Origin of the sequence: Roseibium algicola (assembly GCF_001999245.1) — a bacterium.
Lineage (GTDB): Bacteria > Pseudomonadota > Alphaproteobacteria > Rhizobiales > Stappiaceae > Roseibium > Roseibium algicola.
In genome coordinates this window covers 3,935,300-3,956,697 of the sequence record NZ_CP019630.1, presented here as the reverse complement: position 1 = coordinate 3,956,697, position 21,398 = coordinate 3,935,300, and the positions used below count along the sequence as shown (strand labels likewise).

Below are 21,398 nucleotides of genomic sequence, written 5' to 3'. Positions count from 1 at the left end.
ACTCCCTTCCGGCGTGGCGCGCTTGCCGGATACTTCACCACGCACCCGAAACCCTGACATTTCCCTGATATTTCGCGACAGTTATCGTGCCGTGCCGCGTTATCGAAACACGACCAGCCTGTCGCAATCACAAGCCAGCTTTTCCTGACGATTTGAACCACCGTGTCGTGGCGCTTATGCCGCCATGACGCAATTACGCTATTTTGCCTGTCGATCAGTCGCGATACTGCCGCCACGAAACGGAAATCCGGTGCAGTCGCACGGACCGGACGCAGGCGGACTGCGCTCCGGTCGATGAAAAAGGAATGAGACATGTCAGCATTTCCTGACAAGGCACAGATCGTCATCGTCGGTCTCGGCGGTATCGTCGGCGCGTCGATCGCACATCACCTCATCGAACGCGGCTGGACCGACATTGTCGGCATCGACAAGTCCGGCATTCCGACCGACATCGGTTCGACGGCCCATGCGTCCGACTTCTGCTACACCACCAGCCACGACTACCTGTCCGTCTGGACCACCCAGTACTCCATCGACTTCTTCGACAAGATGGGTCACTACGCCCGCGTCGGCGGTCTGGAAGTCGCGCGCACCGGCGACGACACCTGGATGGAGGAAATCAAGCGCAAGGTGACCTCGGGCAAGGCCTTCGGCACCAATGTGCGCCTCGTGACTCCGGCCGAGATCAAGGAAAAGTTTCCGCTGATCGAAGAGGACATGGTCCAGGGCGGCATGTGGGATCCGGATGCAGGTCTCGTCATCCCGCGCTCGCAGACGGTTGCAGGCAAGCTCGTTGATGAAGGCGAGAAGACCGGCAAGCTGAAAGCCTTTGCCAATACCCCGGCCCAGTCCCTTATCGTCGAGGACGGCCACATCAAAGGTGTCAAGACCCACCGCGGCACGATCATGGCTGACCATGTCATCGTCTGCGCCGGTCTGTGGGGCCGCCTGATTGCCGAAATGGTTGGCGAAGACCTGCCGGTAATGCCGGTCGACCACCCGCTGACTTTCTTCGGCCCGTACAACGAATTCGAAGGCACCGGCAAGGACATCGGCTATCCGCTGCTGCGCGACCAGGGCAACTCCGCCTACATGCGCGACACGGGCGATCCCAAGACGGCCGAAGGCGGCCAGATCGAGTGGGGGTACTACGAACCGAACCATCCGCGCATGTGCCACCCGCGCGATCTCCTTGAGAAGGATCAGGCCCGCCTGTCCCCCTCCCAGCGCGATCTGGAAATGGAACAGGTCATGGAGCCGCTCGAGCGCGCCATGGAGCTGACCCCGATCCTGGGTGAGATCGGCTACAACGAAGGCCATTCCTTCAACGGCCTCCTGCAGGTTTCCGCGGCCGGTGGCCCCTCCTGCGGTGAAAGCCAGAAAGTCCGCGGCCTGTGGTACTGTGTTGCGATCTGGGTCAAGGACGGACCTGGCTACGGCAAGCTGCTGGCTGACTGGATCACCGATGGCCGGACCGAAATCGACCATGCGTCCATCGACTATTCGCGCTTCTATTCCCACCAGCTGTCCGAGAAATACATCGAGGACCGCTGCTACGAAGCTGCGCAGAAGATCTATTTCCCGGCGATCCACCCGCGTGAGCCTTACCTGACGAGCCGCAGCGTCAAGCGGTCCCCGTTCTACGACCGCGAGGTTGAACTCGGCGGCCACTTCATGGAACTGGGCGGCTGGGAACGTGCGCATGGGTATGCCGCCAACGAGCATCTGCTGGAAAAATACGGCGACCGGGTTCCGGTTCGTGAAAACGAATGGGACAACCGCCATTTCTGGCGCGTCTCCAACGCCGAGCAGCTCGAACTCAGCGAGAACTGCGGCATCATCAATCTGTCGCACTTCTACATGTTCGACGTCGAAGGCCCGGACCACGTGGAACTGCTGGAGTGGCTGTGTGCCGCGAAGATCGGCGGCGATGCCAACATCGGCAAGGGTATCTACACCCACTTCCTAGATGACGAAGGCAACGTGCGTGCCGACCTCACGGTCTTCCGCATGGCAGACCGCTGCCGCATCGTCGACGGGGCGGACGCCGGTCCGCGCGACTATCACTATGTGAAGCGCATCGCCGAGGACAAAGGCTTCGACGTCACGGTGACCGACGTCAGCGAGCAGTACACCACCATCGGCATCTGGGGCCCGAACGCCCGTGAGAACCTGAAGAAAGTGGTTGCCGATCCGGCAGCACTCGATCCGGAAAACTTCCCGTTTGCGGGCATCCGCCAGATCGAGATCGCCGGCAAGTCCGTCATGGCCCTGCGCCTGTCCTATGTCGGTGAACAGGGCTGGGAACTGCACATGAAGTACGAAGACGGCCTGGCCGTCTGGGACGCTCTGCGGTCCACGGGTGTCATCGCGGTCGGCGTCGAAACCTACGCCAACTCGCGCCGCATGGAAAAATCCCTGCGCCTGCAGAACGCCGATCTTCTGACCCAGTACAACCTCCTGGAGGCTGATCTGGCCCGCCCGAAGGTCAAGGAAGCGGATTTCCGCGGCAAGGCAAAACACGTCGAGTACCGGGAGCGGGACAAGCAACCGGCCATGCTCTGCACGCTGGTGATGCTTGAGAACACAGATGCAAGCGGTGTCAAACGTTACCCGGTCGGCGCGATGCCGGTGCAGGATCCGGACACGGGCAAGACGCTGGTCGACAGCCTGGGCCGTATTTCCTACACGACCTCGGTCGCCTATGGCCCGACCATCGGCAAGAACATCGCTCTTGCCTACCTGCCGCAGGAGTACTGCCAGGTCGGCCGCAAGCTGAATGTCGAGTATTTCTCGGAAACCTACCCGGTCGAGGTCGCCGGTGTCGGCTATCAGCCGCTCTACGATCCGGAAAACCAGAAACCACGCTCCTGATGACCAAGGCCCGTGACAGGCAACGACTTGCCACGGGCTGACTTCAGATCACAAGAACAAGCTAAAGCCCCATCTCACGACCCAAAAAAGCGCCGCTCGTCGGCGCTTTTTCCTTTCGTGGCACGCGCGGCGGCCTTAGCCGCCCCGCATGACAATCCCTTCGTCGACCCATCTGTCGAAAACGCCAAGCGCAGCATCCGCAAACGCCTTGTCGTTGATATGCGCCGAAACCTCGGTCGTCTCGATGCGGCCTGGGAAGACTGTCCTGACTTCGTCGATGAAGGCCGCCAGCCCCTCCGGATCGTGGGCTTCCTCGCCCTCCTTGTCCCAGGCCTCGATACCGCCAAGCGGCAACAGGAAATGGGTCGGCCCTTTGGCCGCCTCCAGCCGGTCGGCGAGTGCATTCGCCCACTGACGGCGCTCCTGCGGGTTGAAGACGGAGCTCTTGATCAGACGATTGTGCTCGTGAAACGGCCTGTCGGCATATTGCGCCGGGATTTCCTGCCAGCCGGCAAAATCCACCAGATCAAGCGCGCCCGGCGCCACGATCTGCGGCGTGCCCAGCCTGCCTGCATTCTGCAGCCGGTCCGGCCCGCTGCTGACCAGCGACCCTGCCAGGAGATTGCCGAATTCCTGCAGACAGAAATCCATGACGCAGCAGAAGGCTCCCTCCCGCGCCAGGCTTTCAAAAGCCATGCCGCCCATGCCGGTGGAATGGAAGACAGCAACTTCGTACCCCCGGTCTTCGAGTGCCGGTTTCAGAAGCTTCATATAGGACAGGCAACTTGAGCCAAGCGATGTCATTCCGACCAGCGGCTTTGAGCGATCCGGCATCTGCGCGGCCCTGGCGGCACCCAGCACGGCGCCCGCGGCCTGCGCCAGCGACGACTTGCAGATTTCGTTGAGGCCATAAAGGCCACCGGCCCACAGGATCATCTGGATATCGGGCGCCAGCCGTTCCGGCGGGATCAGAGACGAGAAGCTGACCGTGGACACGATGAATTTCGGTACGCCCATCGGCAGCGCCTGGGCACAATCAAGTGCCAGGTCCGTCCCCATGGTTCCGCCAAGCGCGATCATGCCATCGATACGGCCTTGCGCATAAAGGTCGGCAACAAGCTTGGCCGCACCCTGCGCCATCACCTGAAAAGCCTTGTTCTCGTCGCCTTGCGCAATCACGTCCTCAATGGACATGCCGCCCGCCCTGGCGACCTCATGCTTGGAAATGCCGGTCGGCATCGCAGGATCACCCAGCACGCTGACATCCATCGTCAGCACCTCGCCGCCCTGGGCGCGTATAGTCTGCTCTATGAATTCCAGTTCGGCATTCTTGGTGTCGTAGGTCCCGATGGACAGGATTGTCTTGGTCATGGATATCCTCAGAGCTGGATCCAGGCTGTCTTCAGGTCGACATACTTGTCGAGCGCGTGCAGCGACTTGTCGTGGCCGTTGCCGGACTGCTTCATCCCCCCGAGCGGGACGGTCATGTCCGAGCCGCCATAGGTGTTCACATGGATGACACCGGAGCGGATGCCGGAAATCATCCGGTGCGCCCGGCCGAGTTCAGACGTCCAGATACCGGCGGCGAGACCATATTCGGTGCCGTTGGCGATCCGGATGGCCTCGTCCTCGTCCTTGAATGCGGTTACGGCCAGTACGGGCCCGAACACTTCCTTCCGGGCAATCGTATCGCTCGGCTTGACCCCGGTCATGACGGTGGGCGCCATGTAGTAGCCGCCGGTCTCCGTCAGGATCCGCTCGCCCCCGGTGCAGCGCTCCGCGCCCTCGGTTTCTGCTGTCTCCACGAACCTCAGGTCGGCTTCCAGTTGAGGCAGCGAATGCACCGCGCCGATCTGGCTGGAAAGATCCAGCGGATCGCCCACCTTGAGCGCTTCCGCTTCCTTGCAGATCGCGGCAACAAAATCGTCGTGAATGTCCTCCTGCACCAGCAGGCGCGATCCGGCGACGCAGACCTGCCCGGAATTGCGGAAGATCCCCGCCGCCGACACCTTGGCTGCTTTTGCCAGATCAGCCGCATCATTGAAGACAATGTTGGGGGACTTGCCGCCAAGTTCCAGATAGCAGCGCTTCAGGTTGGATCTGGCGGAATATTCAAGAAGCCTCCGCCCTGTCGCACCAGAACCGGTGAAGACCAGGATGTCGACATCCATGGATAGGGCCAGGGCTTCGCCGACAACGGCGCCGGGGCCGGTCACGACGTTGAAGACACCGTCCGGAACTCCTGCCTCCGACGCCAGTTCGGCAATCCTGAGCAGGCTGAGCGAGGCTGATTCCGCCGGTTTCAGCACGATGGAGTTCCCCATGGCGAGCGCGGGAGCAATCTTCCAGGCGCCGATCATCAGCGGGAAGTTCCAGGGAACGATGGCCCCCACGACACCGACAGGTGCCCGGTGGACAAGCCCCAGCACATTGTCTGCCGTCGGCGCGATCTCGCCATAGATCTTGTCGAGCGCTTCGGCGTAATACCGGAAGGTCCCGGCGGCCGACAAAGCCTCGGCCTTGAAGGCCATGTTGATCTCGGTGCCGTTGTCGCGCACGCCGAGAACAGCAAGCTCAAGCGCTTTCGCCTCGATCAGGTCAGCGAGCTTCAGCAGCACCTTCTTGCGATGCGCCGGAGCGGCCTTCGACCAGCGGCCATCCTCGAACGCCTTGCGTGCGCCCTTGACGGCAAGCGTCACATCGGCGGCCGTTCCGCTTGCGATCCTTGTCAGCGGTTTTCCGTCGATGGGGGAAAGCACCTCCAGCGTCGCCCCCTCCCGTGACGCGGCAAAGGCCCCGTTCACAAAATGCCCCTGCTCGGCAACGGGCTGGTTGCGCAAAACGTCGATTGCGGCCTGGTCAAGCATCTTGGTTCCTACCCTTGCTGGGTTGAGGTTTCGGAAGTGTCCTCTTCCCGATCCCGCCGCGCCTTTTGCTCGCGAATGACCGTACGTACGTGCAGGACGAGAATGAGAATGATCGCTGTGAAGAGGATTGCGGCGATCGGCCTGTCGATGAAATCGAGCGGGGAATTCACCCGCGCCATGGCGCTGCGAAGTTTCACTTCCATGATCCCGCCAAGCACCATGCCGAGGATGATCGGCACAATGGGCAGGTTGAGACGCTTCAGCACCAGGCCGAAGACGCCGAAGCCGGCGGCAATCGCGCAGTCGGTCACCGAGTTGCGCAGCGAGAACACACCGACAAAGGAGAGCGTCATGATCATCACACCCAGGAAACGCGTCGGGATCTGAATGATCTTGAGCAGCAGCCCCGTGGAGGACAGGAGGAAGATCAGGACGATGATATTCAGGAGGATCAGCGCCAGATAGAGCGCGACCACAAAGTCGAGTTGCCCCTGGAACAGCTGAGGCCCCGGGATGACGTTATGAACATAGAACACCGACAGCATCATTGCCGTCAGTGCTTCTCCCGGAATGCCGAGAGCAAGCAAAGGGATCATCGCAGCACCGGGAACCGCATTGTTGGCAGCTTCCGAAGCGATCAGCCCTTCCGGTGATCCCTTGCCGAAAAGGTCCGGGTCCTTCGAGGATTTCTGCGCATAGGTGTAGGACAGGAACTGGGCAGTGAATTCGCCCACGCCGGGGATCATGCCCATGAGAACACCGAAGCCGGAAGAAACGGTCGCCACCCGTTTGAACGCGAACAGCTCCTTGAGCCCGGCAAAGAGATTGCCCTCGACCTTGGCCGATCCGGGTTGATGTTCCTTGTCGACCAGCAGCAGCAACGCTTGCGAGATCGCAAAGAGACCGAGCACCACCACGATGAGATCGACACCGGAGGTGAGCCAGCTCTGGTCGAAGGTGAAGCGCTTGGTGTATTTGGCAGGCTCCAGGCCGATGGTGCTCAGGAAGATGCCGAAACAGGCCAGCATGCCGGCGGCAAAAACCTGTCCGCGGTGCGCAACCACAACCAGGATGATGCCCATCAAAGCCGCCAGGAAGATCTCGCGGCTGCCGAAATGCGGTGCGATCATCGCCAGCACCGGCGAGAGGACGATCAGGCACAGGATCGAGAACATGCCGCCGAAGAAAGAAGCCGAATAGGCGAGCGACAGCGCCCGATGCCCTTGCCCCTTCTTGGTCATGGGATAGCCGTCATAGGTGGTCAGCGCATTGACCGCCGTACCCGGTGTGTTAATCAGCACCGCCGGAATGGCACCGCCATACATGGATGAGCCATAGACTCCGAGTAGCAGGGTCAAGCCGACGATAGGTTCGAAGGAAAAGGTTGCCGGCAGCAGGATCGCGATGGCAACGGCAGCTCCGACACCAGGAATTGCGCCGATGATGACACCACCGATGGAGCCGATCACCAGGGCCGCAAGAACGTCCCATTGGGCAAGCATGGACAGGCTGGAGAGGATCAGTTCCATTCTCGCCTCACAGATAGGTCAGGGCAAAGGCGCGGATGCCGTCAGGCAGCGCCTCGTAGATATGGCCGGCGGGAACCTTGACCTGCAAAAACGCGCGGAAGATCACCACCACAGAAATGCTGAAGGCAACCGCGGCACCCAGGTTGAGAGGCGTTGCCTCGCCAATCCGGACACACAGAAACAAGGTGAAGGCGAGTGTTGCCGGCAGGTAGCCGAGTTGCGGTACCAGGAGCACGTAGATCAGGAAATAGGCCACGAACTCGAACGACTTCATCCAGAAGCCGACCTCGCGCCATCGGCCCGGAATGCGCTTGGAGCAAAGCGAACCAATGAAATGCAGGCTGGCGAACAGCACCATGCCGCCGATAGCGACTGTGGGCCAGAACCTTGGCTGTGCGAACCACTTGGTCCGCTTGGCCCAGACCGTCTCACCCGGGATCTGCGACAGAAGAAATAGGGAAAATGCCAGGAACAGGATTGCAAACACGATGTCGCCGGGCCGGCGATAGCGTTTGAACAGTTCCTGCAGCGTCTTGATGCGCGCCAAGCCGAACCCTCCTTGGAACCCGAAAGCAACCGGCCGGCGCGAGATGCGCCGGCCGAAATAGTCGCCTTACTGTTCGATCAGCTCGGAGATTTTCTGAAGCGCCGCCGCATCAGCCTCGATCTGCTGTTCGGACTGAACCGGGTCCTGCCAGTAGATCAGGACGCCGGTCTGGCCGATCAGCTCGAGCGCCTGCGGCGACTTGAGCGCAGCTTGCGCAGCTTCGGAAATCTTGATCCGCGCATCTTCGGGAACGTCCTTGTGAACGAACAGCCCGTTCCACAGCGCAACCGACAGATCCGGGTTGATTTCCTGCATGGTCTGCACGTTCGGCGTCAGGGACGTCCGTTCCTTGCCGATGCTGGCCAGGATCTTGACCTCGCCGAGGCACGGCTGGATCTGCTGCAGTGTCGTGTTGATGACGTCGACATCGCCGGAGGCCAGCGTGTTGCAGTTCAGCTCGTCAAAAGCCGCTTCGCTGGCAAAATCGAAGCCGGAGGTCTTGGCGGCAGCGAAGGTGATCTGGGTGGGCGGCAGGAACGAACCGAAATGGCCGAGAGCGATCTCGTTTTCCTTGGCGTAATCAGCCAACTCCGCCCACGTGGCGTAGGGCGCGTCTGCGCCAGCGGCAATCACGAACGGATAGGTCATGAAAATGCCGATCGGCTCGAACGGGTTCGGCGAAAGTTCGGGAATTCCGATCTGCGGACCACCAATCGGCACGTCGGTCACGAAAGAGCCGACCGTATAACCGTCGGCAGGCGCCGTTGCGACTTCCACTGCACCAGGGAACGGACCACCGCCGCCACCCGGCTTGTTCACGACCGCTGCCGGCACGCCGTACATTTCCTGGAACTTGTCCGCGATCAGACGGGTCAGCACGTCTTCCAGGTCCCCCGGAGGCCACGGAACGATGAACGATACAGGCTTTTCCGGATATTCAGCCAGAGCGGCCGTTGCCGACATCAATGTCGCGGCCGTCAGGGCGATCACTTGCTTCTTCATTTCAACAGTCCCTTTTCTGGTCAGGTGACAGCCGGACTTTGCGCCGGTCTTGGTCATTTTTTATTTGCTTTGTTAATTATTGTGATCTTAAATAACAAGATGTCAACCTTCAATCGAAGCGCTGACGCTTTTGTTTACCTCGCAAAACGGTTCAAATAACAAACCATCGGTTTAAAAATATATTGTTTCAAATGAAACTACATGTCAACATCGTCCCGTCGAATGCCGGAGCTTCAATCCGGCACCTGCGGGAAAGGAACTGCTGAAGCATGGGCACGATCACAAAAGCGCTGAGCCTGCTGAACCACTTTTCCGCCAGCCGTTCGGAAATCGGCCTGACCGAGTTCCGCAACCTTTCGGGCCAGGACAAGGCAACGGTTCACCGGCATCTGACCGAACTCACAGCCAACGGTTTTCTGGAGCAGAACCCGGGCACCAAAGGCTATCGCCTGGGTCCCGCCATCCTGCGTCTTGCGGCAGTCCGCGAACGACTGTTCCCGGCAAGAAGGCTTGTCGCTCCACTGGTGGAACAGTTGGCTGGAGAACTCGGGGAGCTGGTTCATGTCTCCTTGCGGGAAGGCAATCATCTGTCACCGCTCTATCATCATGACGCACTCATTCACGGCACGCGGGTCTATTTCGACGAAGCTGAATTGCTGCCGCTGCACGCAACTGCCTCCGGTCTCGCAATGCTGGCCTTCGGTCCGATCGATCTGCTGCCGAAGCTTCTGAAGACGAAGCTCAAACCCTCCACCGGCTACACGATCACCGATACCGAGCTTTTGAAACAGACAGTCGAACAGGTTCGAAACGACGGTATTGCCTTTATCGACCAGGGTTTTGAAGAGCACGTCTCTTCCTTTGCCTCGCCGATCTTCGGCGACTTGCCAGAGGCAGTCGGCACCATAGCCGTTGCCGCCCCCACCGTTCGCATGACCGATGAGTTGAAAGCAAAAATCCGAATTTCCCTGCCGATCGCGGCGACGGAAGTCACTGAAAAACTCGGCGGCGTTGTCCCGGTCGATTTGAGAAGGATCTGGCGCGATGCCGCATGACACGAAGGCTCTGGTGCTCGATTTCGGCGGGGTTGTCACTCGCACGATGTTCGAGACCCACGATCTGACCGAACAGGCCCTCGGGCTCGCCCCCGGCAGCCTGACCTGGCGTGGCCCGTTTGATCCGGCAACCGACAGTCTTTGGCAGGCAATGCAGCGGGACGAGATTTCCGAACGCGACTACTGGCAGCGGCGCACGCAGGAAGTTGCCGAGCTGACAGGCAACAGCTGGACGAAAATGGCGGACTTCGTGAAGGCTGCGCGCGGCGCTGATCCCGATGCCGTCATGCGCCCGGAAGCCCTGGCCGCAATCGAAATTGCCCGGCAGGCAGGCTGCAAGCTTGCGATCCTGTCCAATGAGCTGGACCTTTTCTACGGTGCGGACTTCAGGAAAAAGCTCGCTTTTCTGGATGATTTCGACGTTATCGTCGATGCCACCTACACCAGGATCCTGAAGCCGGATCCGCGTGCATATCAGCTGTGCCTGGACGAACTCGGCCTGCCCGCATCCGCCTGCGTCTTTGTCGACGATCAGCTGCGCAACATTCGCGGCGCGGAGACGGCCGGTCTGCAGACGGTTCACTTCGACGTTCTTTCCCCCCGATCTTCCTATGACCAGGCACTTTCGTTGCTCGGCCTGCCAAGTTTATTCCAAGGAGACATGACATGAAGGATTCCAACTTCCTGAAGGAAAACAACGCCCGCCATGTCTGGCATCCGATGGCTCATCCGGCCGACAGCCAGACCAATCTGCCGACGATCCTGACAGGTGGCCGCGATGTTTTCATCACCGACGTCGACGGGCACGAAGTTCTTGATGCCGTCGGCGGGCTGTGGAACGTCAACCTCGGCTACTCCTGCGAGCCGGTGAAACAGGCAATCTCCGACCAGCTGAACGCCCTGCCCTACTACTCGATCTTTCGCGGCACATCGAACGACAAGGTCATCGAGCTTTCCTACGAACTGGCCGATTTCTTCGCCCCGGACGGGCTGACGCGCGCCTTCTTCACCTCCGGCGGCTCGGATTCGGTCGAAGTCGCCCTCAAGCTCGCCCGCCAGTATCACCGCATTCGCGGCGAAGCCGGCCGCACCAAGTTTCTCAGCCTGAAGAAAGGCTATCATGGCACCCATTTCGGCGGCGCCAGCGTCAACGGCAACGGCAAGTTCCGCAACGCTTACGAGCCCCTGCTGCCGGGCTGCTTCCACATTCCGGCTCCCTACACCTACCGCAATCCGTTCAACGAGAGCGATCCGGCGAAACTTGCCCAGCTCTGCGCAGCCGCCCTCGAAGACGAGATCGCCTTCCAGGGAGCCGGCACCATTGCCGCCTTCATCATGGAGCCCGTCCTCGGCGCCGGTGGTGTCATGCCTCCCCATCCGAGCTTCATGCCGATGGTGCGCGAGATCTGTGACCGCAACGGCATCCTGCTGATCTCCGACGAAGTCATCACCGCCTTCGGTCGCACCGGCAGCGAGAGCGGTGCGCGCCACTGGAGCGTACAGCCGGACTTCATGTGCACGGCAAAAGCCATCACAAACGGCTATTTCCCGTTCGGCGCGGTGATGATCGCCGGGCATGTGGCCGAAGTCTTTGAAAAGGACACCAGCGGCATCGCGTCCATCGATACCGGCTACACCTATTCCGGTCACCCTGTCGGCGCCGCAGCCGCTCTGGCTGCCCTGGCCGAGATCCGACGTTTGAAGGTCCATGAAAATGCCGCCGCACGCGGCAAGGAACTTCTTGGTGGCCTGAAAGGGCTCCAGGAACGTTTCGAGGTGATCGGCGACGTGCGCGGTGAAGGACTGATGTGCGCCATCGAACTGGTCTCCGACCGCGCCAGCAAGAAACCTTCGGCAAAGGATGTCCCGCTGAAGCTGCAGCAGGCCGCCTATGAGGACGGCGTCATGATCCGGGTCTCCGGAAACAATGCCATCTTCTCGCCGCCGCTGATCGTGACGTCGGACAACGTCACGAAAATCCTGTCGGCAGTCGAGACCGGACTGAAAGCCGTTTCCGGCTAATCCCCCGGAAGCATCTCCGTAACGCGCAAGCCTCAACGGCCGACCCCGTCAACTTGCTCTGAAGCCCTCACAAGACCTCGAGGGCTTCGGATCCTCTACAGGCCACTTGCTATCAGAAAACCAGCTCTCGGCGCGCAAACAGCCAACGGGATTTGCGCGCCCAGGCTCTTCTGTTTGCCGCAACAGCAAGCTACCCGCCAATTTCAGGTCGAATTTCCCTAACGTTTTCAACCGTTGCGCGACATTTCTGGCCGCCGCGTATCAAGTTTCGAAAAATTCGATCACAAATCCGGAAAGGCAAAACGCCCAATTCCTGAGCCTGAACTCAAATTAGCCAAGTCCGCCTAATTTGTCGGCAATCTGAATAGTTAAATCAAACAAGACAAAATTTTATCTCAAACAGATTTCACCGGGCATTTCGCGAAATCGCCTCGGGACATTTCGTCGCAAACAGTAGAAATCGAAAAACACGACAAATGCTGCAGCGCAGCAATACACGCATGCACACCACCTCCACTTGCATTTATCAAATTCAACGAAAACCATCTCGTGATTACAACTCGATGATCTTAATGTATTCATCGATATATCTCATTTAATACTGAAGCATATTCTACAATTTTCTTAGAGTTATAAATTAACCAAGACTACAGTTGCTTTAAAATTGATGCAATTGCACTAGAGCAACGGCATGAAGTTTCCGGTATAAAAGGTTTAATAATTTATTAACCCCCTAAGAAACCAATCGATCGATTTAGATAAATCCAATTTTTGAAAATGAACCGAGCCAGAACTTAGATCATCGCCACGAATAAAATCCATTTCTACCTGGGAGCAAAAAATGTATTTTGCAGGAAGGGACTTTAACGAAAGTGTTTTATACGGTGGCCAGACAAAAGAACGCCGCAACCGAAGCAATTTAGACTTTCCTTATGCACTGGCAAAACGCTTTGAATTTCTTCTCTTCAGCATCTTTGTTCTGGATGCAAGAAGGAAGAAGATCGAGATTTGCTATACAATTGATGACAATCGTCAAGCCTGGGAAGCTGAACATCTTCTTGGGAACGAAATAGACACGTTCTCCCAAGTAAAAGCCAACTCCTGCACCCCCGTTACACACGACACCGAGATCCTGCATTGCACCGCAACAACACCCGATGGTTTGTCGCGCGATACAACCCTTGAAACCAACCGTGCGGCTGTTCTCATGGTCGAATTGGGAATGGGTTTGCAGCTCTATCTTGCCGCCCACGTTCCAGTCGGCTTTTCAGACAGTCTTTTCCAAGGTGTTGTTGCTTATGCGGATGACATCTTCGGCGGCTTCGAGGCCTATGCCGAGGATCTCGTTTACGGGCGAAACCGCACCGAACTGACAAGCGCGCAATACTGGATCAAACACATCAAGTCGCCAGCGCTTGTGTTCTTCGGCAATGGCTCAGTCCTTGTCAAAAACCCGGCGATGGAAAAGGTCCTGCAGAAAGGCGGCGAGCTTCGCCTCATCGACGGCAGGATCCAGGCACCGTTGAGCCTGACACCGTTCTTTGCCCGCCACTCTCGCGACTTGCCCGTCGATGCCCCGGCAAACACCGGATCAACTCGGCAGGACCAGGCACGGGTCATGAGCATTGCCGGTGGCCCCCGCTACTTCGTGGAGGCCATCCCGTCCCAGGTGTCCGACGAGGAAACCCGGGATCCCGTCAGATCCTATTTCCGCAAGAAGGTCCTGATCACCGCGGACACCACCTCCAACGAGGTAAGCGCCGAGACGATCAAATCCGCGACCGGGGTCACGCATCAGCAGGCGCGCATCATCAAGAAAATAATAGACGGCAAAACCGTAAGACAAGCCGCCGAGGAAATCGGGATCAGCTACAACACCGCAAGAAATCACCTTGCGATGGCACAGCAAAGAACCGCAACAAGCTCACAAATAGAGCTCGTCAACTCGGTGACAAAAGCAATTCAAATAGCACCAGACCAATAACGTACAAAGTACAGGAACTTAGGCTATGCTGAACTTACTTTTATACGTATTCGCGACGATAGCGACCATCGCTACATTTTTCATCGTCACGCTGCCGCTTTCGGTTGAAGTTCAACTCTTTCTCGGCCTCTTCGTTCTGGTTGCCATGCAATTCACGAAGGTCTTGCCGGGCACTCTGGGACGCGTCACGTTTCTGACGCTCGGAGGGTTGCTCGTCGGCCGTTACGTTTACTGGCGCGTGACACAGACGGTTCCGCCGATCGAGAACTTTTACGATTTCGTTCCCGGCGTCCTGCTGCTTGTTGCAGAGCTCTTCTGCATCTTGATGTTCTTCCTGTCGGCGCTCATCGTCTCCGACCGTTATGAGCGTCCCCGCAAGGTGCAGAACTCAGACGCCGATGCTCCGACCGTCGACGTGTTCATTCCCAGCTACAACGAGGAACCGGGCCTCGTCGCCTGCACCATCGCCGCCGCCAAGAACATGGACTATCCGCAGGACAAGTTCCGTGTGTTCCTTCTGGACGATGGCGCAACGCTTCAGAAGCTGAATTCCACGGACCAGAAGGCCGCCCTTGCCGCCTATGAGCGCAGCCAGGAATTCAAGCGGATCTGCGAAGATCTCGGTGCGACATATCTTGCTCGTGAACGCAACGAACATGCCAAGGCCGGAAACCTCAACTACGGCCTGTCGCGGTCGGAAGGCGATCTCGTGGTGGTCTTCGACGCCGATCACGCACCGTCACGGGAGTTCCTGCGCGAAACCGTCGCCTACTTCAAGGACCCCGAACTGTTCCTGGTTCAGACACCGCACTTCTTCCTCAATCCGGATCCGATCGAGCGCAATCTGCGCACCTACAACATCATGCCCTCGGAGAACGACATGTTCTACGGCATGATCCAGAAGGGCCTCGACAAATGGGACGCCACCTTCTTCTGCGGCTCCGGCGCCGTCCTGCGGCGTGCAGCCCTCAATGAAGTCGGCGGTTTCTCGGGCGTCTCGATCACGGAAGACTGCGAAACCGCTCTCGAGCTGCATTCGCGCGGCTGGAAGAGCGCCTATGTCGATCGTCCGATGATCGCCGGCCTGCAGCCTGACACTCTCGCCTCGTTCATCGGCCAGCGGTCCCGCTGGTGCCGGGGCATGCTGCAGATCCTGATGCTCAAGAACCCGATGTTCAAGCCGGGCCTGAGCTTCATGCAGCGCGTCGCCTACATGTCCAGTGCCATGTTCTGGCTGTTCCCATTCCCGCGGCTGGTGTTCCTGCTGGCGCCGTTGATGTTCATCCTCTTCAACATGAAGATCTACATCGCCTCGCCGCAGGAATTCCTGGCCTACACGATGACCTACATCCTTGCGGTGGTAACGATCCAGTCCGGCCTCTATGGCAAGCTCAGGTGGCCCTGGATCTCCGAACTCTACGAGTACATCCAGTCAATCTACCTGTTCCCGGCGATCTTCTCCGTGCTGATGAACCCGCGTGCGCCGAAGTTCAACGTCACGACCAAGGGTGAAACACTCGAAGAAGAACAGCTGTCGGTCATCGCATGGCCCTACATCATCGTCTTCGCGGTCATGCTCCTCACGACCGGCGTGCTGGCCTGGCGCCTGCAGAACGACACCGGCCAGACTGCCCTGCTTGGTGTTGTCGGCATCTGGCATGTCTTCAACCTGATCATTGCCGGTGCAGCCCTCGGCGCCATCCTGGAACGGAAGGAAGTCAGAACCGCACCGCGTATCCGGGTCCATCGCAAGGCGACGCTCCGCCTTCGTGACGAGACCATCCCCGTCAATCTGGTGGAATCCAACACCAACGGCCTGCTCCTTCAGCTTGAAAGAGCACCAGCTTGGGGGAACGTGCTCGGCGACAACGGCCACCTGACATTCCATCCCCGTCAATCTCTGGACCGGTCCGCCGATGCGACGCCGGAACCTGACGCCGCGCTTGCCGACACAGGCATCAACATTCGTGTCGCCTCCCAGCGGGCCGGCTCGAAGGGAATTCTGATCGGCGCCGCCTATCTCGACACCGTCGCAACGCGAGCGATCGTTTCCAGCGACGTGATGTTTGCCGACCTGACAATACCGAGAGCCCTGCACAACAGGAAGCTGACGGGATCCTCGGTTGTCGCGGGCATGATGCGCCTGACCAGATGGGCACTTTACTACGGCATTCGCGTCCCGGTCCTCGGCCTCATGACAGCCCTGCGGTCCGGCCTGAAACGCAAGCCGGCACCTGTCGAGCAGGACCTGCCTGAATCCGTCCTCGCACCTGCAGAATGAGGATTGAAGCAATGAAAACTCTGTATCACCTCAAAGCCGCAACCTGCCTCAAGGCAGCGCTTGTCGCCTCAACCTTGATTGCTCTGCCCGTTTCGGCAGTTGCCCAGCAGCTCGACGTATCGGTGCTCGACACCAAGACCGAAGAACGCAGCACAATCCGCCGACTGACGGCAACCGCCGACCAGCTCCGGATGGAAGGCGAACAGGCAGAAATCCGGCTGGCCGTCTACGCTCCCCGGGACGAGGTCCTTCTCTATCGCAAGCTTCAGGTGGACTACCTGACCGCGGTCTCGACCGCCCCGGAACATTCCAGCATGAGCATCATGGTCAACGGTCAGCCCGTTGGCGACATTGAACTCAACGCAGGCGCTCAAAGCTCCATGCGCAGCTTCGATCTCCCTCCCGGACTGATGGTCGAGGGGTTCAACGAAATCCGGTTCATCGCGAAACACAAGCACCGCGTGGACTGCGCGATCCCCGCCACCTATGAACTGTGGACGGTGCTGAACCCGGCAAACACGGGTATCGTGTTCGATCCGGGCCCGGACAACTCACCGAAGGTGTCGGCCAGCCTTGAACTGCTGCGCGCGGTCCCGAACGACAAGAGCGGCGCCACCAACATGCGCCTGCTGCAACTGGGTACGGCGAGCGCCGGAAATCTGGACCGGGCCCTGGCAGTTGCACAGACTGTCGCCGCTTTCGGAAAATATCATAACCCGGACATCCAGATCAGGAACGAGCCGGGCAACGATGCCGGCCTGGATATCATTGTCGGCACTCGGGCCGAGCTTTCGCACGCAGGCTTTGCCGTTGGCGACACCGGCTCGGAAATCCCTGGCCTTGCTATCGTCCACCGGCCGGATACGGGCAGGGTTTCCCTGTTTCTCGCGGCAGAGAACCGCCCGGCTCTGGACAAGTCCATCGAAGCCTTCAAACAGGCCCTGCAGGCCAAGCCGATGCTGGGAAGCCGCCGGGGTATTGCCGCATTCGAAAACAAGTTCGGCTACGAGATCGAACCCGGCGAAACGGTTTCCCTGGCAAAGATCGGCGTCAGCAGCAAACGCTTTGACGGCCGGCTTCTCCGGCAGGACTTCTCGATCCGCCTGCCGGACGACTATTTCGTCGGAGACTATGGCAAGGCCAAACTCAGCCTGAACATCGATGCGCTGGCAAACCTGTCCAATGCCAACCGGCTGCAGGTCTTCGCCAATGGTGCCGCACTTGCGTCTGCGGAACTGACGCGTGACGGCATTTCTTCCCGCAATCCACTCGATATCCCGCTTGGCGGCTTCTCGCCCGGCTTCAACGACCTGCGCATCGAAGTGTCTTCCCTGACAGAAGATGATGCCACCTGCGATGTCGCGACCGGCCTCAACGGCGACCGGTTGTCGCTTGATGCGGACACATCGACGATCGAGTTCGATGCACTAGCCAGAATGCGCGTGACACCGAGCCTGTCTCCTTCCGACCTTCTGCCGAAAAACCCTGCAGAAAACCGGCCAACTACTATTCAGGTGCTTGCCGACGACCCGAAAAGCCTGGAAGCCGCTGCTCAGCTTGCCGTGGCAACGGCAGCAATCACACAGCAGGTCCGGCCGATCGTCATCACGACGGCCTCCGCCTCGGTCGGCAATCAGCCGGGGCTGATTGTTGCCCCGGTCAATCGCCTTTCGGGCATGGCCAAGGAAGCCTATCTGGACACGCTCGACCCGGAAAGAACGCAAGGCTCGCGCAGTCAGGTGGGCCGCTTTTTCGGGCTGAAGTCTGTTGACGAAAACGACACCAGCCTGATGGCAAGCATCCAGCGATACGCCGGATCCGCCTGGCGCAGCGTCGGCTTCAAGCTCAATTCCGAAGTTCCGTCCGACCGCAGCTTCGCGCTGCAGGGCAACAGCATCCTGATCGCACAGCGCACCAAGACGCTGACATCCAAGGAAAGCTGGGTTGCCTTCATGGGAGCCCCGGTCAAGCAGGACACCTGGACCGTCGTGACCGGCCTGACGAGTGACGACATCAAGGCCAGCACGGAAACGATGCTGCGCGAAGGCAGGCTTGCCTGGCTCACCGGCGACACATCGCTCTATAACGCGACCACCAACAGGTTTGCGTCCGAACGCCTGTCCGATCCGAACTACTTTGCCTCGCTGGCAAACCCGTCCGAGTTCAGGAACAGCCGGCTCGTCGTGGCAGGATTGGTCTCCCACAACATGCTCGACTTCGTCGTGTTCATGCTGGCGTTCTGCCTGATCCTCGGCTTCAGCTACTACGTCTCCCTCAAACGGTCCGGACGCTGACATGCTGAGGCTTTGCATGACAACCGGCATGGCACTTTTCCTGTCGCTTGCTCCCGCTCACGCCGAACCGGTGTTCGGCGCCAGCGCGCGCAGCAAGGAAGCCGTGTCGCTCTGGCTGGGGTCGGCGTGGCGGGACTATACGAGCCGCCACATGACCCCGGAAGGAGCCGTCATCGACGATGCCAATGAAGGCATCAGTCACAGCGAAGGCCAGGGTTACGGCATGGTTCTGGCCGTCGCGGTGGATGACCGCGAGACCTTCAAGCTGATCCGCGACTACACCTACGAGAACCTGCAGGTGCGCAAGGATCACCTGTTTGCCTGGAAGGTGCTGCACACGCCGGAAGGTCCCAATGTCGCCGACACCAACAACGCGACGGACGGGGACCTGCTGATCGCCTGGGCGCTGATCGAGGCCTACAAGAGCTGGGGAGACCCTGAAGACCTTGCCTCGGCAAAGGTCGTTCTGGCGGATATCGCCGCAACGCTTCTTCAGCAAACCGCCCTCGGACCGGTTCTTGTTCCCGGCAGCGAAGGGTTCGTCTCCGGCGATCATCAGACCGTCACGGTCAACCCGTCCTACTGGGTCTATCCGGCCCTGGAAACCATCGCCGAGTTCGATACGTCTGCGAACTGGGGCGAGGTTGCGGTTGTCGGAGAGGACGTCCTGGACCTTTCCCAGAGGGCTCCAAGCTACCTGCCACCGGATTGGGTCGATATCGGCGGCCTCAAGCTGGTTCCTTCCGATAAGTTCACACCTGAATTCGGCTACAATGCCATCCGGGTTCCGCTCTATCTCGCGCTGTCCAGAAATGCCCTGCGCGTGAAAAAGGCGGCGGACTTTTCAACGCTACGCGGCTTTGCCGATCCCCGCGGCCCATCGGTTACGCAGATCGTCACGGGCGAGCCGAAGAGTGTCATGGGCGGTATCGGTTTTCGCGCAATTGCTGCCCTGACCAGATGTATGGACAAGGCCGAGCCATTCCCGTCCGAACTGCTGCAGATCGGCACAGACGACTATTACTCCACAACACTTCAGATCTTCACGATTCTCGCAATTGCAGAGAGGTATCCGCAATGTCTTTCACCAGAATGGTAATTGCCTCCTTCGCGCTGGCGTTTGCGACCAACGGTTCCCTGGCGCAGTCCGCTCCGTGGGAAGCCGCGCCGCAACAACAACTGCCCGGCGGCTCTCCGTTTGTCCTGCAGGCACCTGAAACCGGTGTTTTACCGGTGCAGCAGGCCAATGTTTCGCCTTTCGCGCTTTCGGTCACCCAGCCAGGGGCGGCACAGTCCGCCGCCCCCGCAGCCCCCGCGGCTGCCAAGGTCGATGAAACGGCCCTGCGCTACTACGCACAAAATGGCGAGATCGGCCGTGTGTCTGCGGAAATCAAGCGGCTGAAATCTCTTCATCCGGACTGGCAACCGCCGGAAAACATCTACGACCGCAACCGGATCGAGGTGAACGAACAACCGCTCTGGGATCTCTTCGCCACCGGCCGGACCCAGGAGCTCTACGCCAAGATCCGGGAATACATAAATCTCTACCCGGGCTATGAGCCTTCAGCCGAATTGCGCCGACAGATCATCAATGCCGAAGCGCGAAAGACCCTCATCCAAGCGTCCGAACTGGGCAACGCCCAGGAGGTCATCAAGATCGCGGTGAAGAACTCCGATCTTCTGACCTGCCAGGAAATCGATATTATCTGGCGGACAGCCAGGGCCCTCAACGAGACCGGTCAGGACGTCAAGGCGCTCGAAGCCTACAAGTACATCCTTGCCAACTGCGCCAATGAGGACGAGCGCAAGGCCACCGTGCAAAAGGCTGCCGAAGTGCTGCCGCGCAACGCGGTGGAGCAGCTTGTCGCCTACGGCAGAACCGGATTGGACGGTCGCTCGGAATTCAACGAAATCTACCTGGACCTGTTGCGTGGTGAAGTTGGCGAAGGCGCCACCGATCCCGCCATGCTGGTCGACAAATCGGATCTGGACGCACTCGCCAATTCGGCTGCAAAACTCCAGAACCCGAACGATGCCGAACTTCTTGGCTGGTATTACTATTCCCGCGAAGAGTTCAAGACCGCCACCAAATGGTTCCAGACAGCCTACAAGCTTCGCCCCTCGCCAAAGGCCATCGAAGGCATGGTCGTCTCCATGAAGGAAGATGGCGAATACGAGGAAGCCGAGGAACTTGCCTACAAGAACCGGCGCAAGGATCCGCTCATCCTCAAGGCATATCTGGAAGTCGTTTCGATCCAGCTTCTGGAAGGCTACGGCACCGAGATGGATTTCAAGCGCCTGTCGAGATTTGCGAACGTCGTCCAGGATGCGCAATCGCCGATTGCCGCCCAGGTGTTCGGCTGGCACTTCTACAACATGCTTGAACTCGATGAAGCTGAAATCTGGTTTGCCAAGTCGATGGAGTTCCAGCCGAACGAATCCGCGGCCGTCGGCCAGATCGTGGTTGCTCAGCGCAAGAAGCAGAAAGCCCGCGAACGACAGTTGATCGCGCAATGGTCAACCAAGTTCCCCGCGATCAAGACCCTCGGCGGCGCACAGCTTGCGTCCGCTTCCGAAGAACGCAGCCGCTCCTCTGGCGGATCGCGCTCCTCCGGGTCTTCCTACCTGCGCTCTGCCGAACAGGAGATCAGCACCGGAGACTATGCAGGCGCTCTGCCGTACCTTGAAAGAAACGCAATGAGCGGGCGCGAAAGCCGCAAGGCAAAACTGCTTCGGGCTTGGGCGCTGTATCACACGGGCCGGTCGAAAGAGGCGCACAAGCTCTTCGCGGAAGCCGACAAGGCGGGGTCCACGACAGAAACCCGCCAGGGCAAGTGGTTCTCCGAAAAGAAGATGTACCGCTACAACTAGAACAACTGGTCTCTTCCCGCACGAGACCAGAAGCCCGGGCTCCTTTCCAGCTACACAGGCTGAAGGGAGCCC

14 protein-coding genes are annotated in these 21,398 nt (G+C 59.3%); 9 read left to right on the top strand and 5 right to left on the bottom strand.

Annotation, left to right across the window (positions count from 1 at the left end):
• Positions 1-312 precede the first annotated feature (312 nt).
• A complete protein-coding gene (locus B0E33_RS18270; RefSeq protein ID WP_077291975.1) occupies positions 313-2,874 on the top strand; it encodes a GcvT family protein in 2,562 nt (853 codons plus the stop codon).
• Between the two features lie 135 nt (positions 2,875-3,009).
• On the opposite strand, the gene B0E33_RS18265 is transcribed toward B0E33_RS18270, so the two are convergent.
• The 5 genes from B0E33_RS18265 to B0E33_RS18245 form a co-directional block, all read right to left on the bottom strand.
• Positions 3,010-4,245 carry a Tm-1-like ATP-binding domain-containing protein gene (locus B0E33_RS18265; protein WP_077291974.1) on the bottom strand — a complete coding sequence of 412 codons (1,236 nt, stop codon included), beginning with the start codon at positions 4,243-4,245 and terminating at the stop codon, positions 3,010-3,012.
• Positions 4,246-4,253: 8 nt separating this feature from the next.
• Positions 4,254-5,741, bottom strand: a complete 1,488-nt coding sequence (locus B0E33_RS18260; RefSeq protein WP_077291973.1) for an aldehyde dehydrogenase — start codon at positions 5,739-5,741, stop codon at positions 4,254-4,256.
• Between the two features lie 8 nt (positions 5,742-5,749).
• Positions 5,750-7,270, bottom strand: a complete 1,521-nt coding sequence (locus B0E33_RS18255; RefSeq protein WP_077291972.1) for a tripartite tricarboxylate transporter permease — start codon at positions 7,268-7,270, stop codon at positions 5,750-5,752.
• 7 nt (positions 7,271-7,277) lie between these two features.
• On the bottom strand, positions 7,278-7,817 hold the full coding sequence (locus B0E33_RS18250) for a tripartite tricarboxylate transporter TctB family protein (RefSeq protein ID WP_077291971.1): 540 nt from the start codon (positions 7,815-7,817) through the stop codon (positions 7,278-7,280).
• Positions 7,818-7,883: 66 nt separating this feature from the next.
• Positions 7,884-8,876, bottom strand: coding sequence for a tripartite tricarboxylate transporter substrate binding protein (locus B0E33_RS18245; RefSeq protein WP_023003283.1), 993 nt, complete (start codon positions 8,874-8,876; stop codon positions 7,884-7,886).
• Positions 8,877-9,088: 212 nt separating this feature from the next.
• On the opposite strand from B0E33_RS18245, the gene B0E33_RS18240 reads away from it, so the two are divergent.
• From B0E33_RS18240 to B0E33_RS18205, 8 genes are all read left to right on the top strand, one after another.
• Complete coding sequence (locus tag B0E33_RS18240) at positions 9,089-9,874, top strand: IclR family transcriptional regulator (protein WP_075282357.1); 786 nt, start codon at positions 9,089-9,091, stop codon at positions 9,872-9,874.
• A complete protein-coding gene (locus B0E33_RS18235; protein WP_077291970.1) occupies positions 9,864-10,544 on the top strand; it encodes an HAD-IA family hydrolase in 681 nt (226 codons plus the stop codon). Before B0E33_RS18240 ends, B0E33_RS18235 begins: the two co-directional genes overlap by 11 nt.
• Entirely contained in the window at positions 10,541-11,896 is a 1,356-nt protein-coding gene (locus B0E33_RS18230; RefSeq protein WP_077291969.1) for an aminotransferase class III-fold pyridoxal phosphate-dependent enzyme, read from the top strand. Before B0E33_RS18235 ends, B0E33_RS18230 begins: the two co-directional genes overlap by 4 nt.
• Before the next feature lie 841 nt (positions 11,897-12,737).
• Positions 12,738-13,880, top strand: a complete 1,143-nt coding sequence (locus B0E33_RS18225; RefSeq protein WP_077291968.1) for a helix-turn-helix transcriptional regulator — start codon at positions 12,738-12,740, stop codon at positions 13,878-13,880.
• A gap of 25 nt (positions 13,881-13,905) precedes the next feature.
• Positions 13,906-16,161, top strand: a complete 2,256-nt coding sequence (gene bcsA / locus B0E33_RS18220) for a UDP-forming cellulose synthase catalytic subunit (protein ID WP_077291967.1) — start codon at positions 13,906-13,908, stop codon at positions 16,159-16,161.
• Positions 16,162-16,172: 11 nt separating this feature from the next.
• On the top strand, positions 16,173-18,455 hold the full coding sequence (locus B0E33_RS18215) for a cellulose biosynthesis cyclic di-GMP-binding regulatory protein BcsB (RefSeq protein WP_167579559.1): 2,283 nt from the start codon (positions 16,173-16,175) through the stop codon (positions 18,453-18,455).
• Between the two features lies 1 nt (position 18,456).
• Positions 18,457-19,554: a family 8 glycosyl hydrolase gene (locus B0E33_RS18210; protein ID WP_052001968.1), complete on the top strand. Its 1,098-nt coding sequence runs from the start codon at positions 18,457-18,459 to the stop codon at positions 19,552-19,554.
• Positions 19,533-21,326 (top strand): hypothetical protein, encoded by a 1,794-nt coding sequence (locus B0E33_RS18205; protein WP_145903543.1) that lies wholly within the window; start codon positions 19,533-19,535, stop codon positions 21,324-21,326. The genes B0E33_RS18210 and B0E33_RS18205 overlap by 22 nt, the downstream gene beginning before the upstream one ends.
• Positions 21,327-21,398 lie beyond the last annotated feature (72 nt).

Excerpts from the sequence above, each read along its gene's own strand:
- B0E33_RS18270 (WP_077291975.1), top strand. The coding sequence starts at position 313 with ATGTCAGCATTTCCTGACAAGGCACAGATCGTCATCGTCGGTCTCGGC.
- B0E33_RS18265 (WP_077291974.1), bottom strand. The coding sequence starts at position 4,245 with ATGACCAAGACAATCCTGTCCATCGGGACCTACGACACCAAGAATGCC.
- B0E33_RS18260 (WP_077291973.1), bottom strand. The coding sequence starts at position 5,741 with ATGCTTGACCAGGCCGCAATCGACGTTTTGCGCAACCAGCCCGTTGCC.
- B0E33_RS18255 (WP_077291972.1), bottom strand. The coding sequence starts at position 7,270 with ATGGAACTGATCCTCTCCAGCCTGTCCATGCTTGCCCAATGGGACGTT.
- B0E33_RS18245 (WP_023003283.1), bottom strand. The coding sequence starts at position 8,876 with ATGACCAAGACCGGCGCAAAGTCCGGCTGTCACCTGACCAGAAAAGGG.
- B0E33_RS18240 (WP_075282357.1), top strand. The coding sequence starts at position 9,089 with ATGGGCACGATCACAAAAGCGCTGAGCCTGCTGAACCACTTTTCCGCC.
- B0E33_RS18235 (WP_077291970.1), top strand. The coding sequence starts at position 9,864 with ATGCCGCATGACACGAAGGCTCTGGTGCTCGATTTCGGCGGGGTTGTC.
- B0E33_RS18230 (WP_077291969.1), top strand. The coding sequence starts at position 10,541 with ATGAAGGATTCCAACTTCCTGAAGGAAAACAACGCCCGCCATGTCTGG.
- B0E33_RS18225 (WP_077291968.1), top strand. The coding sequence starts at position 12,738 with ATGTATTTTGCAGGAAGGGACTTTAACGAAAGTGTTTTATACGGTGGC.
- bcsA (WP_077291967.1), top strand. The coding sequence starts at position 13,906 with ATGCTGAACTTACTTTTATACGTATTCGCGACGATAGCGACCATCGCT.
- B0E33_RS18215 (WP_167579559.1), top strand. The coding sequence starts at position 16,173 with ATGAAAACTCTGTATCACCTCAAAGCCGCAACCTGCCTCAAGGCAGCG.
- B0E33_RS18210 (WP_052001968.1), top strand. The coding sequence starts at position 18,457 with ATGCTGAGGCTTTGCATGACAACCGGCATGGCACTTTTCCTGTCGCTT.
- B0E33_RS18205 (WP_145903543.1), top strand. The coding sequence starts at position 19,533 with ATGTCTTTCACCAGAATGGTAATTGCCTCCTTCGCGCTGGCGTTTGCG.